This window comes from Aliidiomarina sanyensis (assembly GCF_003987175.1).
GTDB classification, from domain to species: domain Bacteria; phylum Pseudomonadota; class Gammaproteobacteria; order Enterobacterales; family Alteromonadaceae; genus Aliidiomarina; species Aliidiomarina sanyensis.
Genome location: NZ_PIPM01000009.1, coordinates 1 through 16,371 on the forward strand (window position 1 = coordinate 1; position 16,371 = coordinate 16,371).

General features: G+C 49.1%; 17 protein-coding genes. 13 read left to right on the forward strand and 4 right to left on the reverse strand.

The genetic code is table 11. The features are described from left to right. Positions 1–778: 778 nt before the first annotated feature. Complete coding sequence (locus CWE11_RS08740) at positions 779–1,123, reverse strand: DUF4870 domain-containing protein (RefSeq protein WP_126777242.1); 345 nt, start codon at positions 1,121–1,123, stop codon at positions 779–781. 111 nt (positions 1,124–1,234) lie between these two features. Here CWE11_RS08740 and CWE11_RS12260 point away from each other — a divergent pair, with 111 nt between their 5' ends. The 12 genes from CWE11_RS12260 (at position 1,235) to CWE11_RS08800 (ending at position 12,598) form a co-directional block, all read left to right on the forward strand. Then, complete coding sequence (locus CWE11_RS12260; protein ID WP_126777243.1) at positions 1,235–1,858, forward strand: alpha-ketoglutarate-dependent dioxygenase AlkB family protein; 624 nt, start codon at positions 1,235–1,237, stop codon at positions 1,856–1,858. A 46-nt stretch (positions 1,859–1,904) separates the two neighbouring features. After that, positions 1,905–2,228 (forward strand): BolA family protein, encoded by a 324-nt coding sequence (locus CWE11_RS08750; protein WP_126777244.1) that lies wholly within the window; start codon positions 1,905–1,907, stop codon positions 2,226–2,228. 80 nt (positions 2,229–2,308) lie between these two features. After that, positions 2,309–3,487 (forward strand): enoyl-ACP reductase FabV, encoded by a 1,179-nt coding sequence (fabV, locus tag CWE11_RS08755; RefSeq protein ID WP_126777245.1) that lies wholly within the window; start codon positions 2,309–2,311, stop codon positions 3,485–3,487. Positions 3,488–3,720: 233 nt separating this feature from the next. Further along, the gene (locus tag CWE11_RS08760; protein WP_126777246.1) at positions 3,721–5,061 is read left to right on the forward strand and encodes a Na(+)-translocating NADH-quinone reductase subunit A; all 1,341 of its coding nucleotides are present in this window, start codon (positions 3,721–3,723) and stop codon (positions 5,059–5,061) included. A gap of 2 nt (positions 5,062–5,063) precedes the next feature. Beyond that, a complete protein-coding gene (locus CWE11_RS08765; RefSeq protein WP_126777247.1) occupies positions 5,064–6,293 on the forward strand; it encodes an NADH:ubiquinone reductase (Na(+)-transporting) subunit B in 1,230 nt (409 codons plus the stop codon). Continuing rightward, positions 6,283–7,041: an NADH:ubiquinone reductase (Na(+)-transporting) subunit C gene (gene nqrC, locus CWE11_RS08770; protein WP_126777248.1), complete on the forward strand. Its 759-nt coding sequence runs from the start codon at positions 6,283–6,285 to the stop codon at positions 7,039–7,041. The genes CWE11_RS08765 and nqrC overlap by 11 nt, the downstream gene beginning before the upstream one ends. Further along, the gene (locus CWE11_RS08775; protein WP_126777249.1) at positions 7,042–7,677 is read left to right on the forward strand and encodes an NADH:ubiquinone reductase (Na(+)-transporting) subunit D; all 636 of its coding nucleotides are present in this window, start codon (positions 7,042–7,044) and stop codon (positions 7,675–7,677) included. Between the two features lie 3 nt (positions 7,678–7,680). Continuing rightward, positions 7,681–8,289, forward strand: a complete 609-nt coding sequence (gene nqrE, locus CWE11_RS08780; protein ID WP_126777250.1) for an NADH:ubiquinone reductase (Na(+)-transporting) subunit E — start codon at positions 7,681–7,683, stop codon at positions 8,287–8,289. Between the two features lie 42 nt (positions 8,290–8,331). Continuing rightward, positions 8,332–9,558, forward strand: a complete 1,227-nt coding sequence (gene nqrF / locus CWE11_RS08785) for an NADH:ubiquinone reductase (Na(+)-transporting) subunit F (RefSeq protein WP_126777251.1) — start codon at positions 8,332–8,334, stop codon at positions 9,556–9,558. 9 nt (positions 9,559–9,567) lie between these two features. Next, positions 9,568–10,422 (forward strand): FAD:protein FMN transferase, encoded by an 855-nt coding sequence (locus CWE11_RS08790; protein ID WP_126777252.1) that lies wholly within the window; start codon positions 9,568–9,570, stop codon positions 10,420–10,422. A 10-nt stretch (positions 10,423–10,432) separates the two neighbouring features. Further along, positions 10,433–10,666: a (Na+)-NQR maturation NqrM gene (gene nqrM, locus CWE11_RS08795; RefSeq protein WP_126777253.1), complete on the forward strand. Its 234-nt coding sequence runs from the start codon at positions 10,433–10,435 to the stop codon at positions 10,664–10,666. A 123-nt stretch (positions 10,667–10,789) separates the two neighbouring features. After that, complete coding sequence (locus CWE11_RS08800) at positions 10,790–12,598, forward strand: aminotransferase class V-fold PLP-dependent enzyme (RefSeq protein WP_241971765.1); 1,809 nt, start codon at positions 10,790–10,792, stop codon at positions 12,596–12,598. Between the two features lie 18 nt (positions 12,599–12,616). Here CWE11_RS08800 and CWE11_RS08805 read toward each other — a convergent pair whose 3' ends face one another. Beyond that, complete coding sequence (locus CWE11_RS08805) at positions 12,617–13,618, reverse strand: hypothetical protein (RefSeq protein WP_126777255.1); 1,002 nt, start codon at positions 13,616–13,618, stop codon at positions 12,617–12,619. A 124-nt stretch (positions 13,619–13,742) separates the two neighbouring features. Here CWE11_RS08805 and CWE11_RS08810 point away from each other — a divergent pair, with 124 nt between their 5' ends. Beyond that, complete coding sequence (locus CWE11_RS08810; protein ID WP_157981331.1) at positions 13,743–14,702, forward strand: CpcT/CpeT family chromophore lyase; 960 nt, start codon at positions 13,743–13,745, stop codon at positions 14,700–14,702. On the opposite strand, the gene CWE11_RS08815 is transcribed toward CWE11_RS08810, so the two are convergent. Together CWE11_RS08815 and CWE11_RS08820 are read right to left on the reverse strand one after the other, a co-directional pair. Further along, a complete protein-coding gene (locus CWE11_RS08815; RefSeq protein ID WP_126777257.1) occupies positions 14,680–15,474 on the reverse strand; it encodes a S1/P1 nuclease in 795 nt (264 codons plus the stop codon). The genes CWE11_RS08810 and CWE11_RS08815 overlap by 23 nt on opposite strands. Further along, positions 15,458–16,210 (reverse strand): YciK family oxidoreductase, encoded by a 753-nt coding sequence (locus CWE11_RS08820; RefSeq protein WP_126777323.1) that lies wholly within the window; start codon positions 16,208–16,210, stop codon positions 15,458–15,460. Before CWE11_RS08820 ends, CWE11_RS08815 begins: the two co-directional genes overlap by 17 nt. Between the last annotated feature and the right edge of the window lie 161 nt (positions 16,211–16,371).

Here is a 16,371-nt window from a genome sequence, read left to right on the forward strand (position 1 = left end):
AGAAGTGAAACATGTCAGCGCCGATGGTAGTGTGGGGCCTCCCCATGTGAGAGTAGGACACCGCCAGGCATCCAAATAAAATAGCCCTTCGCGTAAGCGAGGGGCTTTTTTATTTGTTTCACATCTGAGTGTACTACTCTCGAGTAGGGCGGAGCAGGTTCCTGGTGAAGCCAACAGTTTGGCTTCACCCTGCGTAGCGGGGCGAGCTCTGCGAGTCCCTGGCAAACCGCCAGGCATCCAAATAAAATAGCCCTTCGCGTAAGCGAGGGGCTTTTTTATTTGTTTCACATCTGAGTGTCCTACCGTAGCCAACGCACGTTCCGTAACGGTGCGTTGGGCCAGACCTTTTAATACCCCGTTAAGGACCATGTGTTGGTTACATCAATGCAATGCATAAGTCTTGGTGGTGTATTCAATTACGCTCCCAACGCGGTGCGTTGGCTACATCAATTCAATGCAAATGTCTTGGTGATGTATTTAATTGTGCTCCCAACGCGGTGCGTTGGCTACGTCAATTCAATACATAGGTCTTGGTGGTGTATTTAATTACGCTCCCAACGCGGTGCGTTGGCTACGTCAATTCAATGCATAAGTCTTGATGGTGTATTCAATTACGCTCCCAACGCGGTGCGTTGGCTACGTGATACTTGGCTCCCAACGCGGTGCGTTGGCTACGTCGCGTTCCTACGCACCGTTATGGTCCGTGCGTTGGTCACCTCGGCACCCAACGCCCCTTTATGGAAGGTGGCGTTGGGGCATTAAAGCGCAATCTACTTGCTTATACTGCGGTGGACTTCAGGATTTTGAGTGAGAGTGGATAAGGCCATACCTCTCCATCTGCCGCTCGAATACCACCAACGATTGCAAAAATGAGCGTACAGATCCCGATAGCGATAAAGATTAAAACGCCAATTCCAATCACCAACAGAACGGTAGCGATGATTGCATAGATTAAAGAACTGATAATCCAGTTGGCAACAATTCGCCCATGTAGATCAACTTCTGGATTTTCCCTTTTTAGAAGCCATAAAATGATGGGTACGACGAGCCCCATTCCGGGTAAGATAAGCCCACTTAACAGCGATAAGTGGATGAACATACAATATTGCCGGCTTGATTCCATGATTTTCCCCTCTTTGCAAAGAATCAGAATTATCGTTCTAAACGTAGCAGAGTTTTGATTGATCACAATAATTTTGCCGGCATCTGAGCAACCAAAAAAGGCCCTCCTTTTATGCAGCACCGAATAGCTATACCTTCGAGATATCGGCTTGATGCGCAGGATTCCGAGCTTTATTACATTGCTGATTGGCTTCCGATAAATGAGGCCAATTCCGCATTTCAATCCTTACGCGAGGAAATTACTTGGGAGCAGGGCGAGGTTTTTATATTCGGCAAACACCATTTGACTCCCCGTTTGCAGTCATGGCATGGCGAACCGGATGCGGTGTATGCGTATTCAAATAAAATGTTATTGCCAAAGCCTTGGACCCCAAGTCTTTTAAACTTAAAACGGAAGCTTGAAGATTTAGGTATTTTCACGAATTCGGTACTCGCGAACCTTTATCGGGATGGGAATGACAAGATGGGCTGGCATCGGGATAACGAAAAGGAGCTAGGGCCTCAACCCGTCATTGCGTCGCTAAGTTTTGGAGGACAACGAGACTTTGTACTCAGGCATCGGTTAACGAAACAAAGAATATGCATCCCACTTGAGAATGGGAGTCTCTTTGTTATGGCAGGTCAAACTCAGCATTTTTGGGAACACTGTCTTCCGAGGAGAGCACGATGTCATCATGAGAGAATCAACCTGACATACCGAACCATTATCATGGGAAACCCTGAAGAATTTGTCTGAAAAGGCTATAATCAAAAACCAGTTTATTCGAACGCACGGAGTGGTTATGGCGAGCGTTTATGCGCAAATTGAGCAAAAGCTTTTAAAGGCTTTTAGTCCCACGCATCTTGAAGTAAAAGATGAGAGCTACATGCATAGCTCTGGTCCACAAGCAGAATCCCATTTTAAGGTGACTATAGTGACATCTTCCTTTGATGGTAAGCGTTTACTACAACGACATCGAGAGGTGAACAAGGTGTTGGCGAACGAATTGCGTGATCGTATTCATGCTTTGGCACTCCACACGTATACGGATTCAGAATGGCAGAATCTCTCGAATCAAATCCCTGAGTCACCGCGCTGCATGGGTGGAAGCAAATTAGTAGATTAAGCACATCAGATGTGCAGATATGTTGGCTTCAGGTAAGATGTTGAAAATTTTTTTGCGAAGATAACAACAGGAATAGAGCAATGGTCATTCAACCACGTATTCGCGGTTTCATATGTACGAATGCACATCCAATCGGTTGTGCTGAAAATGTCCGTCAGCAAATAGCTTATGTTAAATCAGAACCGCACATGAACATTGGGCCAAAACGTGTGTTAGTCATCGGGTGCTCGACTGGCTATGGCCTTGCTTCTCGAATTGTATCGGCCTTTTCAAGTGATGCGAAGACGATTGGTGTTTGCTTCGAAAAAGAGCCAACAGAAAAGAAGACGGGTACTGCGGGTTGGTACAATACCGCGGCTTTCCATGCTGAAGCAGAAAAAGCAGGTCTTTATTATCACACCATTAACGGCGATGCTTTTTCCGATGAGATTAAAGCGGAAACTATCGCAAAGATTAAAGAAGACCTAGGACAAGTTGATTTAGTGGTCTATAGCTTGGCCTCTCCAAAACGCAAAGATCCGGTCACGGGTGAAGTCTACTCATCAACACTGAAGCCAATCGGTCAATCGTATACGACAAAAACATATGATACCGACAAGGATCTCGTGCACGAAATTTCCCTTGAGCCTGCCAATGAAGATGAAATTGCGCAAACGGTTAAGGTGATGGGCGGTGAAGACTGGGAACGTTGGATTGAACAGCTTCATGCCGCAGGTGTGTTGGCTGAGGGATGTCAAACCACGGCTTATACCTACATTGGTAAGAAGCTCACCTGGCCAATCTACGGACACGCAACGATCGGAAAAGCGAAAGAAGATTTGGACCGCGCTGCAGCTGCGCTTCGTCGCGGTTACAAAGACATTAAATTGAAGGCTTGGGTCTCTTCGCTCAAAGCGCTCGTGACGCAGGCTAGTTCAGCAATTCCAGTTATGCCCTTGTACATCTCGCTCATTTATCGTGTGATGAAAGAAGAGGGAACTCACGAGGGCTGCATTGAACAAATTTATCGTTTGTTCACCGAAGATCTTTATGTGGAAGTTCCGGAAATCGATGATCACAACCGTCTCCGTGTGGATAGTTGGGAAACAAACGACAAGACGCAGGCGAAGGTTGAGGCATTGTGGGATCAAATCACCCAAGAGAACTTCCATCAACTGGCCGACTACGCTGGATATCACAGCGATTTCTTGCGCTTGTTTGGTTTCGGTATCGATGGAGTGGATTACGCTGCAGATGTCGATCCCGTTGTTCACTGGTAAGCATACAATACGCGGCCATGCTCATTAATTTTCAAGATTAGCGTGGCCAGTTTTAGCAAAAATATGTAGAATACGGCCCTGGAAGTTACAGGGTAGCTTTAGCATGTTCCGCGCCTCACTGGTTTTAGTCGACCAATCTGAGGCGAGCGGCGCTTGCTTATATGGTTGTATTCTGTCGCGACAAACGAATTTTGAGCTTTCAATCTTCCCTAAATTGAGTAGTGCAAACGCGTATGATTACGATAAAGAAAGGTTTGGACATCCCTATTGCGGGTGCTCCACAACAAATCATTGAAGATGGCCCAGCCATCAAGACCGTTGCTACATTGGGTGAAGAGTATGTGGGTATGCGCCCGACCATGCATGTCCAGGTCGAAGACCGGGTCAAGAAAGGTCAGGTTCTTTTTGAAGATAAAAAGAACCCAGGTGTCAAATTCACAGCTCCTGCAGCCGGTGTAGTGAAGGAAGTGAACCGTGGTGCGAAACGTGTACTGCAATCGGTCGTTATCGAAATTGATGGCGACGAACAGATCACGTTTGCAAAATACGACGAAGGCAAATTATTGCAACTAAGTCGTGAAAATGTGCAGCAGAACCTCGTTGATTCAGGTCTCTGGACTGCATTGCGTACGCGCCCGTACTCGAAGTCTCCAGCCTTGGATTCAGAACCAAAAGCAATTTTTGTCAACGCAATGGATACCAATCCGTTGTCTGGCGACCCGCTGTTGGTCATCAAGGAGCATGCGAAAGATTTTAGTAACGGCTTGAAAGTGTTGAGTCGTCTCACGGAAGGCAAGCTGTACGTCTGTACTGCGCCTGACGCCGATATCGATTTTGACAGCGCCCCTGTGACGCACGAAACGTTCTCGGGTCCTCACCCTGCCGGCAACGTAGGTACTCACATTCACTTCCTTGAAGGGGTGAATATGAACTATCACGTATGGCATATCCATCCACAAGACGTTATCGCCGTCGGTAAATTGTTCACCACGGGTGAAATCTTTACGGATCGCGTTGTTGCGCTTGGCGGACCGGGTGTAAAGAACCCGCGTTTACTGCGGACTCGTTTGGGTGCAAACCTGAATGAATTGACCGCGGGTGAGCTTGTTGAAGGCAAGCAGCGCATTGTGTCGGGTTCGATTTTGAACGGTCACAAAGCGTCTGGCGCCCACGCTTACCTTGGACGTTTCCACAATCAAGTTTCCGTACTTGAAGAAGGCGATGAGAAGCACCTGTTCGGATGGATTTGGCCTGGTAAAGAAATGCACTCGATTACACGTGCATATGCGGGTCACTTGTTCCGTGGCAAGTTGTTCAATATGAACGCCTCAACCAATGGTTCAGACCGTGCGATGGTTCCAATTGGAAACTACGAGCGCGTCATGCCATTGGATATGCTCCCAACCCTGTTGTTGCGTGACTTGTGCTCTGGGGATATCGAGAGTGCACAAGCTCTAGGCTGTCTGGAATTGGATGAAGAAGATCTGGCGCTGTGCACCTACGTGTGTCCAGGCAAATATGACTTCGGCCCAATTCTGCGTAAGTGCCTGACTACGATTGAGAAAGAGGGCTGATCATGAGCTTGAAGAATTATATTGAGAAAATTGAACCCCAGTTTGAGCCGGGCGGAAAGCACGAGAAGTGGTACGCACTCTATGAAGCAGTTGCGACTATTCTGTACACGCCAGGATATACAAACAAAGGGACAACCCATGTACGGGACAACGTCGATCTGAAGCGAATCATGATTTTCGTTTGGATGATGACGTTCCCAGCGATGTTCTACGGCATGTACAACATCGGTTTTCAAGCATCTTTGGCGGTTGCTGAGGGATATCAACTTGCTGACGTATGGCAAGTTGGATTGTTCCAAGCACTTGGCGGAAGCTTAGAGAACGCTGGATGGGGCGCAATGATGTGGTATGGGGCCTGTTGGTTCTTACCGATTTATGCGACTGCCTTCGTAGTGGGTGGTTTCTGGGAAGTTTTGTTTGCCTCGGTACGTAAGCACGAAGTGAATGAAGGCTTCTTTGTAACTTCAGTTCTGTTTGTCCTTACCCTTCCAGCGACTATTCCTTTATGGCAGGTCGCCCTTGGTATCACATTCGGTATCGTTATCGGTAAGGAAATCTTTGGTGGTACTGGACGTAATTTCCTGAACCCAGCGTTGACTGGTCGTGCATTCTTGTACTTCTCGTTCCCAGCTGCAATTTCAGGCGACCAAGTTTGGACCGCTGTCGACGGATATTCTGGTGCGACTCTATTAACCCAAGCCTTCAATGGTGACGTGGATTACAGCAACATTGCAGGAACTGGTGTGCTTGAGAATGCATACACCTGGATGGACGCCTTTATTGGTCGTGTGCCGGGCTCAATGGGTGAAGTATCAACCCTTGCTATCTTGATTGGTGGCTTGGCCTTGATTTACTTCCGCATTGCGAGCTGGCGGATTGTCGGTGGTGTGTTCATCGGAATGATCTTGTTCTCAAGCTTGTTGAATCTGATCGGTAGTGAAACGAATGCGATGTTCGCGATGCCATGGTACTGGCACCTCGTCATCGGTGGCTTTGCGTTCGGTATGATGTTTATGGCAACTGATCCAGTGTCAGCATCTTTCACCAATGAAGGAAAGTGGGCATACGGTATTTTGATCGGCTTTATGACGGTTATGATTCGTGTCATCAACCCCGCGTTCCCAGAAGGTATTATGCTTGCGATCTTGTTCGCGAACGTATTCGCACCATTGTTTGACCACTTTGTAGTACAGGCCAACGTGAAGCGGAGGGCGTTACGTCATGGCAAGTAAGAACGATACAATTAGTAAAACGTTTACGGTCATTATTCTTCTCTGTCTGGTGTGCTCGATCATTGTATCGGGTGCAGCGGTCGGTCTGAAGGATCGTCAAGAGGCCAACGCAGCGCTTGCGAAGCAACAGAACATTCTGCGCACTGCAGGCGTTGATCTCGGTGGCCGTGCGGCAGATTCCGTGTTCGCGGAGCGTGTTCGTCTGTTGACATTTAATCGTGAAACTTCAGAAATTTCAGAGTTCGATTCACTGTTTGACCTCGAAGAAGCGTTAGCGCAATCTTCAGCGAAGGATGGTGGAGAGCGTGCGAGCGCAGCGGGTGTTCGTGGATTGCGTCGTGATATCCCAGTCTATGTGATTCGCGGTGACAACGGCGATTCAATCGATGCGTACGTGATTGACATCCGTGGTGCGGGTCTGTGGGGCATGATGTATGCATTTTTGGCTATCGACCCTGATGGCCAAACGATTCGTGGCATTAACTTTTACGACCACTCAGAAACTCCGGGGCTCGGTGGCGAAATTCAAAATCCTCGCTGGCGTTCAAACTTCGAAGGCAAAGATGCGGTCGATAGCGATGGTCAAGTGGCTATTCGTGTCCGCAAAAGTGCAGGGGACAATGAAGTTGACGCACTGTCAGGTGCAACCATCACGAGTGATGGCGTAGACCGAACGCTTCAGTTCTGGTTAAGCCAAGAAGCGTATGGTGCGTTCCTGGCACGAGTTCGTGAAGAGGGGACGATCTAAATGGCTAGCACAAAAGAAATGAAGCAAACGTTGTTTGGCCCAATCTTCGCCAACAACCCAATTGCATTGCAAATTCTCGGGGTCTGCTCAGCGTTGGCAGTCACCTCGAAGATGGAAAATACGTTGGTTATGTGTATCGCACTAACATTCGTATTGGTTCTATCAAACGTTTCAATTTCAATTATTCGGAATCACATTCCATCCAGCGTGCGAATCATCGTTCAGATGACTATTATCGCGAGCTTGGTTATCGTGGTTGACCAGTTATTGAAAGCATTCGCTTATGATATCGCTCAAGAGCTATCGGTATTCGTTGGTCTGATTATTACCAACTGTATCGTCATGGGTCGTGCTGAAGCCTTTGCAATGAAAGAAGGCCCAGGAATGTCATTCTTGGACGGCTTAGGGAACGCTTTGGGTTACTCAGTGGTTCTCCTGACCGTTGGCTTCTTCCGTGAGTTGTTTGGCTCGGGTAGCTTGTTCGGTTACCAAATCCTGCCTTTGATCACCGAGGGCGGTTGGTATACACCGATTGGTTTGTTGGTGTTGCCACCAAGTGCGTTCTTTATCATTGGCGGATTTATTTGGGTACTTCGTATCTACCGTCCAGAACAGGTCGAAGCGAAGGAGGTTTAAGCCATGGAACACTATTTAAGCATGTTTGTCCGTGCCGTGTTCATTGAGAACCTCGCACTTTCGTTCTTCCTTGGAATGTGTACATTCCTCGCGGTATCAAAAAAAGTAACCACAGCTTTAGGTTTGGGTGTGGCGGTTATCGTTGTGCTTGGAATCGCGGTTCCTCTCGGTAACTTGGTCAACACCTTTGTCTTGGCTCCAGGCGCACTTTCGTGGGCTGGTTTCCCAGACGCTGACTTGAGCTTCCTGCGCTTTCTGACCTTTATCGGGGTGATTGCAGCGTTGGTTCAAATTTTGGAAATGACACTGGATAAATACTTACCTGCGCTTTACAACGCACTGGGTATTTTCCTTCCGCTGATCACTGTGAACTGTGCGATCTTTGGTGGCGTTCTGTTCATGGTTGAGCGTGATTACAACTTCACCGAAAGTATTGTTTACGGCGTGGGAAGCGGCGTGGGCTGGGCCCTTGCAATTACCCTGTTGGCGGCAGTACGAGAAAAACTGAAATATGCGGATATTCCTGATGGCCTGCGTGGTCTGGGGATCACCTTTATCAGTACCGGTTTGATTGGTTTGGGCTTTATGTCGTTCTCTGGCGTATCCCTGTAAACCGTTGGTGTAACGAAGTAGCGGAATAAAAGGAACAAGTCGATGCAAGAAATATATCTTGGCGTGGGCATGTTCACCATTATTGTAGTAGCTCTGGTTTTGGTGATTATGTTTGCCAAATCAAAGTTGGTACCTTCTGGTGATGTCCAGATCATCATTAATGATGACGAAGAAAAAACGATTACAACCCAACCGGGTACGAAGCTTCTTAATGCGTTAGCAAATGCCGGAATCTTCGTTTCCTCTGCGTGTGGCGGCGGTGGCTCGTGCGGTCAGTGTATCGTTCACGTAAAAGAGGGCGGCGGCGACATTCTCCCAACCGAGCGTGATCACATTACACGTGGTGAAGCACGTGACGGTGCCCGTCTGTCATGTCAGGTGAATGTAAAACAGAACATGAAAATTGAGCTCGAAGAAGAAATCTTCGGGATCAAGAAGTGGGAATGTACGGTTCGTTCGAACGATAACGTTGCGACCTTCATTAAAGAGCTTGTCTTGGAAATTCCAGATGGCGAATCGGTTCCGTTCCGGGCCGGTGGTTACATCCAGATCGAGGCACCGCCTCACCATGTCAAGTTCAAAGACTTTGAAGTCGAAGACCAATACCGTGGAGACTGGGAGCGCTTTAAGCTGTTTGATCTGGAGTCAAAAGTCGACGAAGAAGTTATTCGTGCTTACTCTATGGCAAACTACCCTGAAGAGAAAGGCATCATCATGTTGAACGTGCGGATTGCAACCCCGCCACCAAATGATATGACCTTACCTCCAGGTAAGATGTCTGCTTATATCTTCAGCCTGAAGAAAGGCGACAAAGCAACGATCTCAGGCCCATTCGGTGAGTTCTTTGCGAAGGAAACTGAAGCAGAGATGGTCTTTGTTGGTGGTGGAGCAGGCATGGCGCCGATGCGTTCACATATCTTTGACCAACTCCGTCGCTTGAACTCGAAACGTAAGATCTCGTTCTGGTACGGTGCGCGTTCTAAACGTGAGATGTTCTATGTTGAAGACTTTGACATGCTCGCAGACGAGAACGAAAACTTTGAATGGCATGTCGCTCTGTCTGATCCAATGCCTGAGGATAACTGGGAAGGGTACACCGGGTTTATTCATAACGTATTGTATGAAAACTACCTAAAAGACCACCCAGCACCAGAAGATTGCGAGTTCTACATGTGTGGTCCACCCGTAATGAATGCGGCGGTCATCAACATGCTCAAGGATTTGGGCGTGGAAGATGAGAACATCATGCTGGATGACTTCGGTGGTTAAGGTTTCCGCATGGTGAATGCATTCGTGCAGAGACATCTAAAATGGCTGGCCCCTCTGGGGCTAGCCTTTTTTGTTTCCGCATGCAGTAACTCGGCAGAAATGGAAACTCTCCAAGGCGAAGTGATGGGCTTTGAGTACGAACTCATGTATCTGCCTGCTCATCCAAACCACACTGAATCTCGAATTTCTCAGCGGGTTCAGGGAATTATGCAATACGTGGGAATGCAATTTAGTGTAACGCACCCACACTCCGAGATTGCTCGATTTAATGAATGGCGTTCAACGGAACCGCTCGTTTTGACACGCGAATTGGAAGGGCTTCTCCGACAGGGTTTGCAACTCCATGAAGTCAGTAACGGTGAAATTCAGCTGTTCGTATCGGAGCGTGAGGCGGAGACGCCTCGGGTTTATATTCGCAATCACCAGATCGTGAAGTCTGATCCATCAGTGCAAGTTGATCTCGACGGATTATTACGAGGTCACATGGCAGACCGTATCGCCGATATTTTTGACTTAATGAATATTCAGCAATACTCCGTTCGTGTTGGACAAGATTACCGAGTGCGCGCGGGGAAGCGCGGAAGGCAGCGCCCGGCACTCACATGGGACGAGGTTCCAGATTTGTCACTGCAAGTCCGAGAAGGTGCGGTTTCAACTCGAACAACAGAGACCGGCGATTTTGTCATCGTCCTACATGAAAGTGCAGCGATTTCTGAGGCATTGACCCGGTGGTTCGCGGGTGGCGATTATGAGAGAGCACTGGCAACGACCGAGCAACACGGTATTGCAGCGGCGGTTTTCGTGCGTGAAGATTCGGGTATAACGCGGTATAATAACGCAGCATTCAACGCAATTGTTCTATGAGGTACCGTTTATGCAAACCTTGATGTTGGCTTTCGTTCTTATGCTGATCGTGATCGCAGGGATGGCCATTGGGTATTTGGTCCAGCGTAAATCCATCAGTGGAAGCTGCGGCGGCATCGGTGCTTTGGGCATGGACAAAGCGTGTGATTGTGATGATCCATGTGAATCACGTAAAGCGAAAATGGCAAAAGAATCCGCCAGAAAAGCGAAAGAAGAAGCGTGGCAGGAAAATCGCATTCACTAATTTCTGTGTGGCTGTATGCTGAATTTAGAGAAAGCGCCGACACTGTCTGCGCTTTTTTAATATCTAAATTTCGATATACTATATGGATATAAGATATAACAAAGAGGTATGAGCGTGCGCTACATGTATCCTGAAGGCTTTGAAGTACGAGGGCGTGAAATATTCATGGATGCAAATGCAACGACCCCGGTCCACCCTGAGCTCCGAAACGTCATGGAGCATGTCTATCAATCTCACTACGGTAATCCGAGCAGTCCTCACTATGCGGGTATTCGTGCGAAACGTATTCTGGCAGAAGCGCGTGCGGAGGGGGCTACACTTCTGTCCTGCGCTCCGGAATCGCTCGTTTTCATGAGCGGTGCTACGGAGGGAATTAATACTGCCATTCTCTCCGTGTTAAGTCAGTACACCGCAGGGAAGGGAAAAGGAAAAACGTTGTTATATGGTGCGACCGAACATAAAGCGGTTCCTGAAGCTTTAAAACACTGGAATGAGGTGCTTGCTGTGGGCGCTCGAGTTGAGCCGGTTGCGGTTGATGAGCTCGGATTGATTCATCTCGATGATTTGGCAAGAAAACTGCCTGATGCCCTTATGATCTGTACGATGGGTGCAAACAATGAAACAGGCGTGTTCCAAGATATGGGAGCGCTCGAGGAGAAAATTCGTGGGCTTCGACCGGATATTCCGTGGATGGTCGACTGTGTCCAGATGCTCGGGAAACGTCCTGTGGCACTTGGGCGAACAACCATAGATTATGCGCCTTTTAGTGCCCATAAGCTTTATGGTCCTAAGGGAGTCGGAGCGCTTTATGTTCGTCCAGGCGCACGTTATGTGCCCCTGCAAATTGGGGGTGGACAGGAAGCAGGAGCCCGAGGCGGAACGGAGAATGTGGCGGGAATTGCGGCGTTAGGTCGAATTTTTCACTGGTTGAATCACCCAGAATTAGGTCCCTTTCATTCACCGAATACCTTATATGAAATGCGCAATGCCTTGCTGACGAGCTTACAGCAAGCATTTCCAAAGCTCGTATTAAACCAACCACTTGAAGTTTCCCTGCCGACAACGCTCAATTTTTCAGTGGCTGGATATAGCTCAGCGGAGTTGATCGCTATCTTTGATGCAGCAGGTATTCGAGTCAGCGCTGGCTCTGCATGCAGTACGGGCAAATCTCGTAGTTTCGTCCTTGATGCCATGAACCTGCCGACATGGCAATCCGAGGGGGCGATTCGTATGTCCTTTGGTCCTACTTTCACGCAGGAAGAGCTGTTGGAGGTTTGTGAGCGCTTGCGGTTCATCGGTGAGCAATTATCGCACGCACCCCTTCACAGGGATTGTGCGTTTTACCTACCGGACCCGTTCACATCAAACAGTGCTTGGATTGCTTGTCCCGAATCCGCACTTGTATTGATTCTTGAGCTGCAGCAAAAGCATGAAGAACAGCTGAAAAGGGAGTTTCCCGTGACCCAATGGACGCATCGTACGTGGGGTGGAAGTGAAGAGGATTTTGCAGGTTTTCGCATTACACCAACTGCAGAGGGCTTTGTGCTCCGCTATCTGAAAACCAACCGCGAGCTTCATGTTCATGCCGATGGAATTCATCAACCGGCAAACACAGCACCTGTGCGAGCACTGACATCGCTCGAGGAGGGGGACTATCAGTTTGTCGATGTCCGCGAGGACGTTGAGCGCGCAATGGAGCCTCCGCGAGTCGCTCAGGACAAAACCCTCTCTATTGTCCGAAGTGGATGGGCCGACTTTCTATTAACCCGCTCACAGGATGAGGTAAAAACACCGGTATTCTTTTGTCGTTCGGGGCGTCGGGCACGCGATGTGGCAACTTGGGCGCGTGTTCTTGGCTGGCACAATGCGGTTGCATGTGACGCGAGCGCCAGTGAAGTTAATCACTGGCTTGCACGGAAAGCAAAAGTGTAGTGCCGATCCGTTGGAATACTAGTCGTGGAGGCGAGCGTGTTGCAGCTCATGATCCGCGTCAATAAACCAACATGCGCCATCGTTCAGACACGACAGAGAAATTGCGCCCGAACCGGAAACTTGAGACCAAGAATCACCAAAGTCGCGTGAAAAATAGAGCCCTTGAGGATTCCCCGCGACGATCGCATCGCCAGATACGGTCATTTGGGTTAGCGCGCCTGAAATGGGCGGGCTCGTAAGCTGGGTAAACGACCCGCTTTGATATCGAAACAACTCAGGTGCTGCTTCGTCATCATTTCCACCGCCTGCTATTAGGAAGTCCCGATTTGCCAGCGGAAACACCGAATGAATACCGCTATTTAAACCGCCAGTGAGGGGCGTGTCCACCACACTGAAGCGCAGTGCAGTTCGACCCTTGTACATGATGCGTGGGGTAGACGCGTTCAATGTACCCATCACCCAGTTGTTATTCGCAAATACTGTGCAGTTGCCTGTGTTCGATGCAGCCTCACCGGTTAGCGGCCGTTCCGCAAAACCACTGCGTGATGCGAGCCAGTGGTTTCCATTACTGCTGCGCACCACATGCCAATTGTCATTTAGTGTGTCGCCGAGCACCCAAGCTTCCCCATCGGGGATTAAGCCAAAGCAGCGCAGTTCTTCATCACCATTGCCACGATACATTTGTCGCCAAGAAAAGCCCCCATTGCGTGTCATCAAAAGACGACTACGTTCCCCACGTCCGGTCGAGAGTGCATATGCGTGCCGGTCATCGAACGCTTTCAATTGGCGAATTTCCAGGTTTGCTGTGCGGCCACCTGGGGTTGTAACATTCCATGTCGCGCCACCATCGCTTGTGACGGCGACATACCCGTCGCGATTACCTAGCCAAACGATGTCTTGGTTGACCGCGTAGACTGTCGACCAATCTCCATCGGGGAGACCATCGTTTTCAGCGGCGATAATAGGGCTTGCCATGAGGCAGCCGAAGATAGTCAGAGAACTCAATAAGCGCGCTTTCATAACGATTACACAATCCTTTCTCTGTGAAAAAACAACATGTGATATATTGCCAACAAATGTAAACGGACACAAACCAAGCTTGGATTCCTTTTGTGTCCGAAACCGAAAGAGAACCTTATCTACTATGACATCTGTTTTTCAAAAAGTACTCGGCGCCTTCGCTCTTATTACCTTTCTTGTTGCGTTTCCGGCGGTCGGCCAGGCCGAGGAACGCGAGTCGCAACGAAGTCTGTTGTTGCAATATCTGGTGGGTGAGTTCTCGAATCTGCGCACGATTTTAGAGACAGGGCGAGGCGCAGGTCATGCGCCTATATTTGTGCGCAATCATCGTCTGGCTTGGGACGATGAGGATGTGATTTGGTCGCGCCAATCATTGCTTAACACACCGAACGCAACGTACCGCCAGCAGGTATATCGGTTTGTCTTGCCGCGCCGAAACACCGGGATTGTTCAGCAAATCTACCTTGCCCCCGCTTCGTGGGAGCCCCAATCTGATGATTGGAGCGCTCTAGAACGTCTCCAAGGCTGTGATATCGTTTGGCGTTATACGGGGGATGGCTTTGTGGGAAGTCGAGAAGGGAGCCAATGTGGATTTGTTGATGAACAGGGGCGTGCTATTTTCTTAGCGACACACCTGCAGGCGAATTCTGTGCGATTCACGGTCGAAGATGCTGCGCTATCTCGCGGAGGCGAATTAATTCTCGGTGACCTGAACGGCGAACCCGTTGTCCATGAACGAATTCGATTCTTTGATGTGAATATCGAGTTTTTACCTGCGGGAGCAAGTTCAGAGAATGATTCAGCGTGGATTGTGGCTGAACCTTTTCGAGACCTACATGATCATGATATTCGCGTCCCGCTCGTATCTTCCGATGAGAGAATGTTTCTTGGTCATGATATTCAAGTCCTTGGAAATTCTGAGGAGCCAACAGGGCTGACTATTCGGGTGTATCGACAAGCAGAAGAGCAGCCGGTTCTCTCGTTGAAAGTAGAAGGGGAGGATGGACGGTGGAGTGCGGAAGCTGAGCGCTTCCGCATTCAATTACGTGCGCAGGAGCGATTTAGCGACTCGCCGCATCATTAATGATCAGTGCCATGCGTTGTGCTGCATGAATAAGCTGTGACTCAACAATAGGGCGTGCTTGGCGAAAATAACGCTCACCAAGTTGCGCACCGTCTTCTGCCTGAGGGTATGCGTTGCCCCGTGCGAGGTGATACGAGTCATTAGCCCAATCGACAATGGCAAGCGACCAGTCATCCTCTTTTTCTGGGAGTGGATTTAGCTCAGCTTGCATCGCAGGCCCAGGCATTTCATCCATGCCACGGATAAGGACAGTGTCCCACAGCCGGTGCAAATTTGTTTCGCTGCCGAAGAATGTCACGCGAATATCATTTCCGCCTCGATCGCGCTGAAAGCCCATATGCAAAGGTTGATGCATATCGGTTATCCAATGAGTAAAGGTGCGAAGTGCTTTCGCTTGTTCCTCAAGTGAACGCTCCGGATCCATCATGATTTTCACATCATCGATCGCCGCAGCGACGACACAGCGGCGATTCGGGCAATCACGCTCCATGTCGAAATAATCTTCTTCCGGAGGAACGTTGGCAAAATGTAATGGGCCTAACCAACGACCTTCCTCAGTTCCGCGCACGCGATCGGCCCACGTGGTCATCGTTGCGAGTGAATCCTCACCAACGTAATCCATCCGCTCCTGAACCCACTGTCGTGCCTCTGGCGTGAGATAGTTCCAGGTCATTTCACCGATATATTCATGACCTTGAAACCCCCAAGTAAATGCTTTGGTGGGGGTTAGTAGAAAAATTGTGATGATCAGTGTACTAACGAGTCTGCGCATCGAGCGATTCTCCTGTGATTCCAGCTGCCGCGTCCGACATTAAAAAGATATACACGGGCATGATTTCTGCTGCGGTCTTCAGTTTTCCTGAGTCTTCCGCAGGATAGGCCCGGGCACGCATTGCAGTGCGCGTGGCGCCGGGATTGATCACGTTGACGCGTAATGACGTATTTTCATATTCATCCGCGATGATCTGTGCCATCCCTTCGGTTGCGAATTTCGAGACTGCGTAAGGCCCCCAATGAGCACGCCCCGTGCGCCCGACACCCGATGAAGTAAAGATGATCCGTGGAGAAGGGGCCTTGAGCATTACGGGAATAAGTGCCTTGGTCATCATAAACTGGGCTGTCACATTGACATGGAGGACATCGTTCCAGGTTGGTAAATCGATGTGCGTAAATGGTGAGAGGACGCCCAAGATACTCGCATTGTGGAGCAATCCATCAAGTTTTCCGAACTGGTCCTCAATGGTTGCCGCCATATCGCGATAATGACTTTCTGTCGCGCCTTTCATGTCAAGCGGGATAATAGCAGGCTCAGGGTATCCAGCCTCAATGATTTCGTCGTAGACAGCTTCGAGTTTCTTGGTTGTGCGGCCCAGCAAAATCACCGTAGCGCCAAGTCGAGCATAGGTTAACGCGGCCTCGCGACCAATTCCGTCGCCAGCCCCAGTCACAAGGATAACTTTTCCTTGCAGCGCCCCCTCAGGGGCTTGATAATTTTGGTAATCCTGCATAACTTTGAGTGAGGTTAAATGAAGTTTAGCGTCCATTGTACCTCGGAACGCAACAGAACTCAGTAAAGTGATCCGACACTCAACGATTTTTCTTTAATAATCATCGACAGACGTGTATAACTTTCTGTTAACGATTCTCGAACAGCTGTTTTATACTGCTG

Bases quoted from the DNA above. Each gene is read 5' to 3' on its own strand.
- CWE11_RS08740 (WP_126777242.1), bottom strand. From the start codon at position 1,123: ATGGAATCAAGCCGGCAATATTGTATGTTCATCCACTTATCGCTGTTA.
- CWE11_RS12260 (WP_126777243.1), top strand. From the start codon at position 1,235: ATGCAGCACCGAATAGCTATACCTTCGAGATATCGGCTTGATGCGCAG.
- CWE11_RS08750 (WP_126777244.1), top strand. From the start codon at position 1,905: ATGGCGAGCGTTTATGCGCAAATTGAGCAAAAGCTTTTAAAGGCTTTT.
- fabV (WP_126777245.1), top strand. From the start codon at position 2,309: ATGGTCATTCAACCACGTATTCGCGGTTTCATATGTACGAATGCACAT.
- CWE11_RS08760 (WP_126777246.1), top strand. From the start codon at position 3,721: ATGATTACGATAAAGAAAGGTTTGGACATCCCTATTGCGGGTGCTCCA.
- CWE11_RS08765 (WP_126777247.1), top strand. From the start codon at position 5,064: ATGAGCTTGAAGAATTATATTGAGAAAATTGAACCCCAGTTTGAGCCG.
- nqrC (WP_126777248.1), top strand. From the start codon at position 6,283: ATGGCAAGTAAGAACGATACAATTAGTAAAACGTTTACGGTCATTATT.
- CWE11_RS08775 (WP_126777249.1), top strand. From the start codon at position 7,042: ATGGCTAGCACAAAAGAAATGAAGCAAACGTTGTTTGGCCCAATCTTC.
- nqrE (WP_126777250.1), top strand. From the start codon at position 7,681: ATGGAACACTATTTAAGCATGTTTGTCCGTGCCGTGTTCATTGAGAAC.
- nqrF (WP_126777251.1), top strand. From the start codon at position 8,332: ATGCAAGAAATATATCTTGGCGTGGGCATGTTCACCATTATTGTAGTA.
- CWE11_RS08790 (WP_126777252.1), top strand. From the start codon at position 9,568: ATGGTGAATGCATTCGTGCAGAGACATCTAAAATGGCTGGCCCCTCTG.
- nqrM (WP_126777253.1), top strand. From the start codon at position 10,433: ATGCAAACCTTGATGTTGGCTTTCGTTCTTATGCTGATCGTGATCGCA.
- CWE11_RS08800 (WP_241971765.1), top strand. From the start codon at position 10,790: ATGTATCCTGAAGGCTTTGAAGTACGAGGGCGTGAAATATTCATGGAT.
- CWE11_RS08805 (WP_126777255.1), bottom strand. From the start codon at position 13,618: ATGAAAGCGCGCTTATTGAGTTCTCTGACTATCTTCGGCTGCCTCATG.
- CWE11_RS08810 (WP_157981331.1), top strand. From the start codon at position 13,743: ATGACATCTGTTTTTCAAAAAGTACTCGGCGCCTTCGCTCTTATTACC.
- CWE11_RS08815 (WP_126777257.1), bottom strand. From the start codon at position 15,474: ATGCGCAGACTCGTTAGTACACTGATCATCACAATTTTTCTACTAACC.
- CWE11_RS08820 (WP_126777323.1), bottom strand. From the start codon at position 16,210: ATGCAGGATTACCAAAATTATCAAGCCCCTGAGGGGGCGCTGCAAGGA.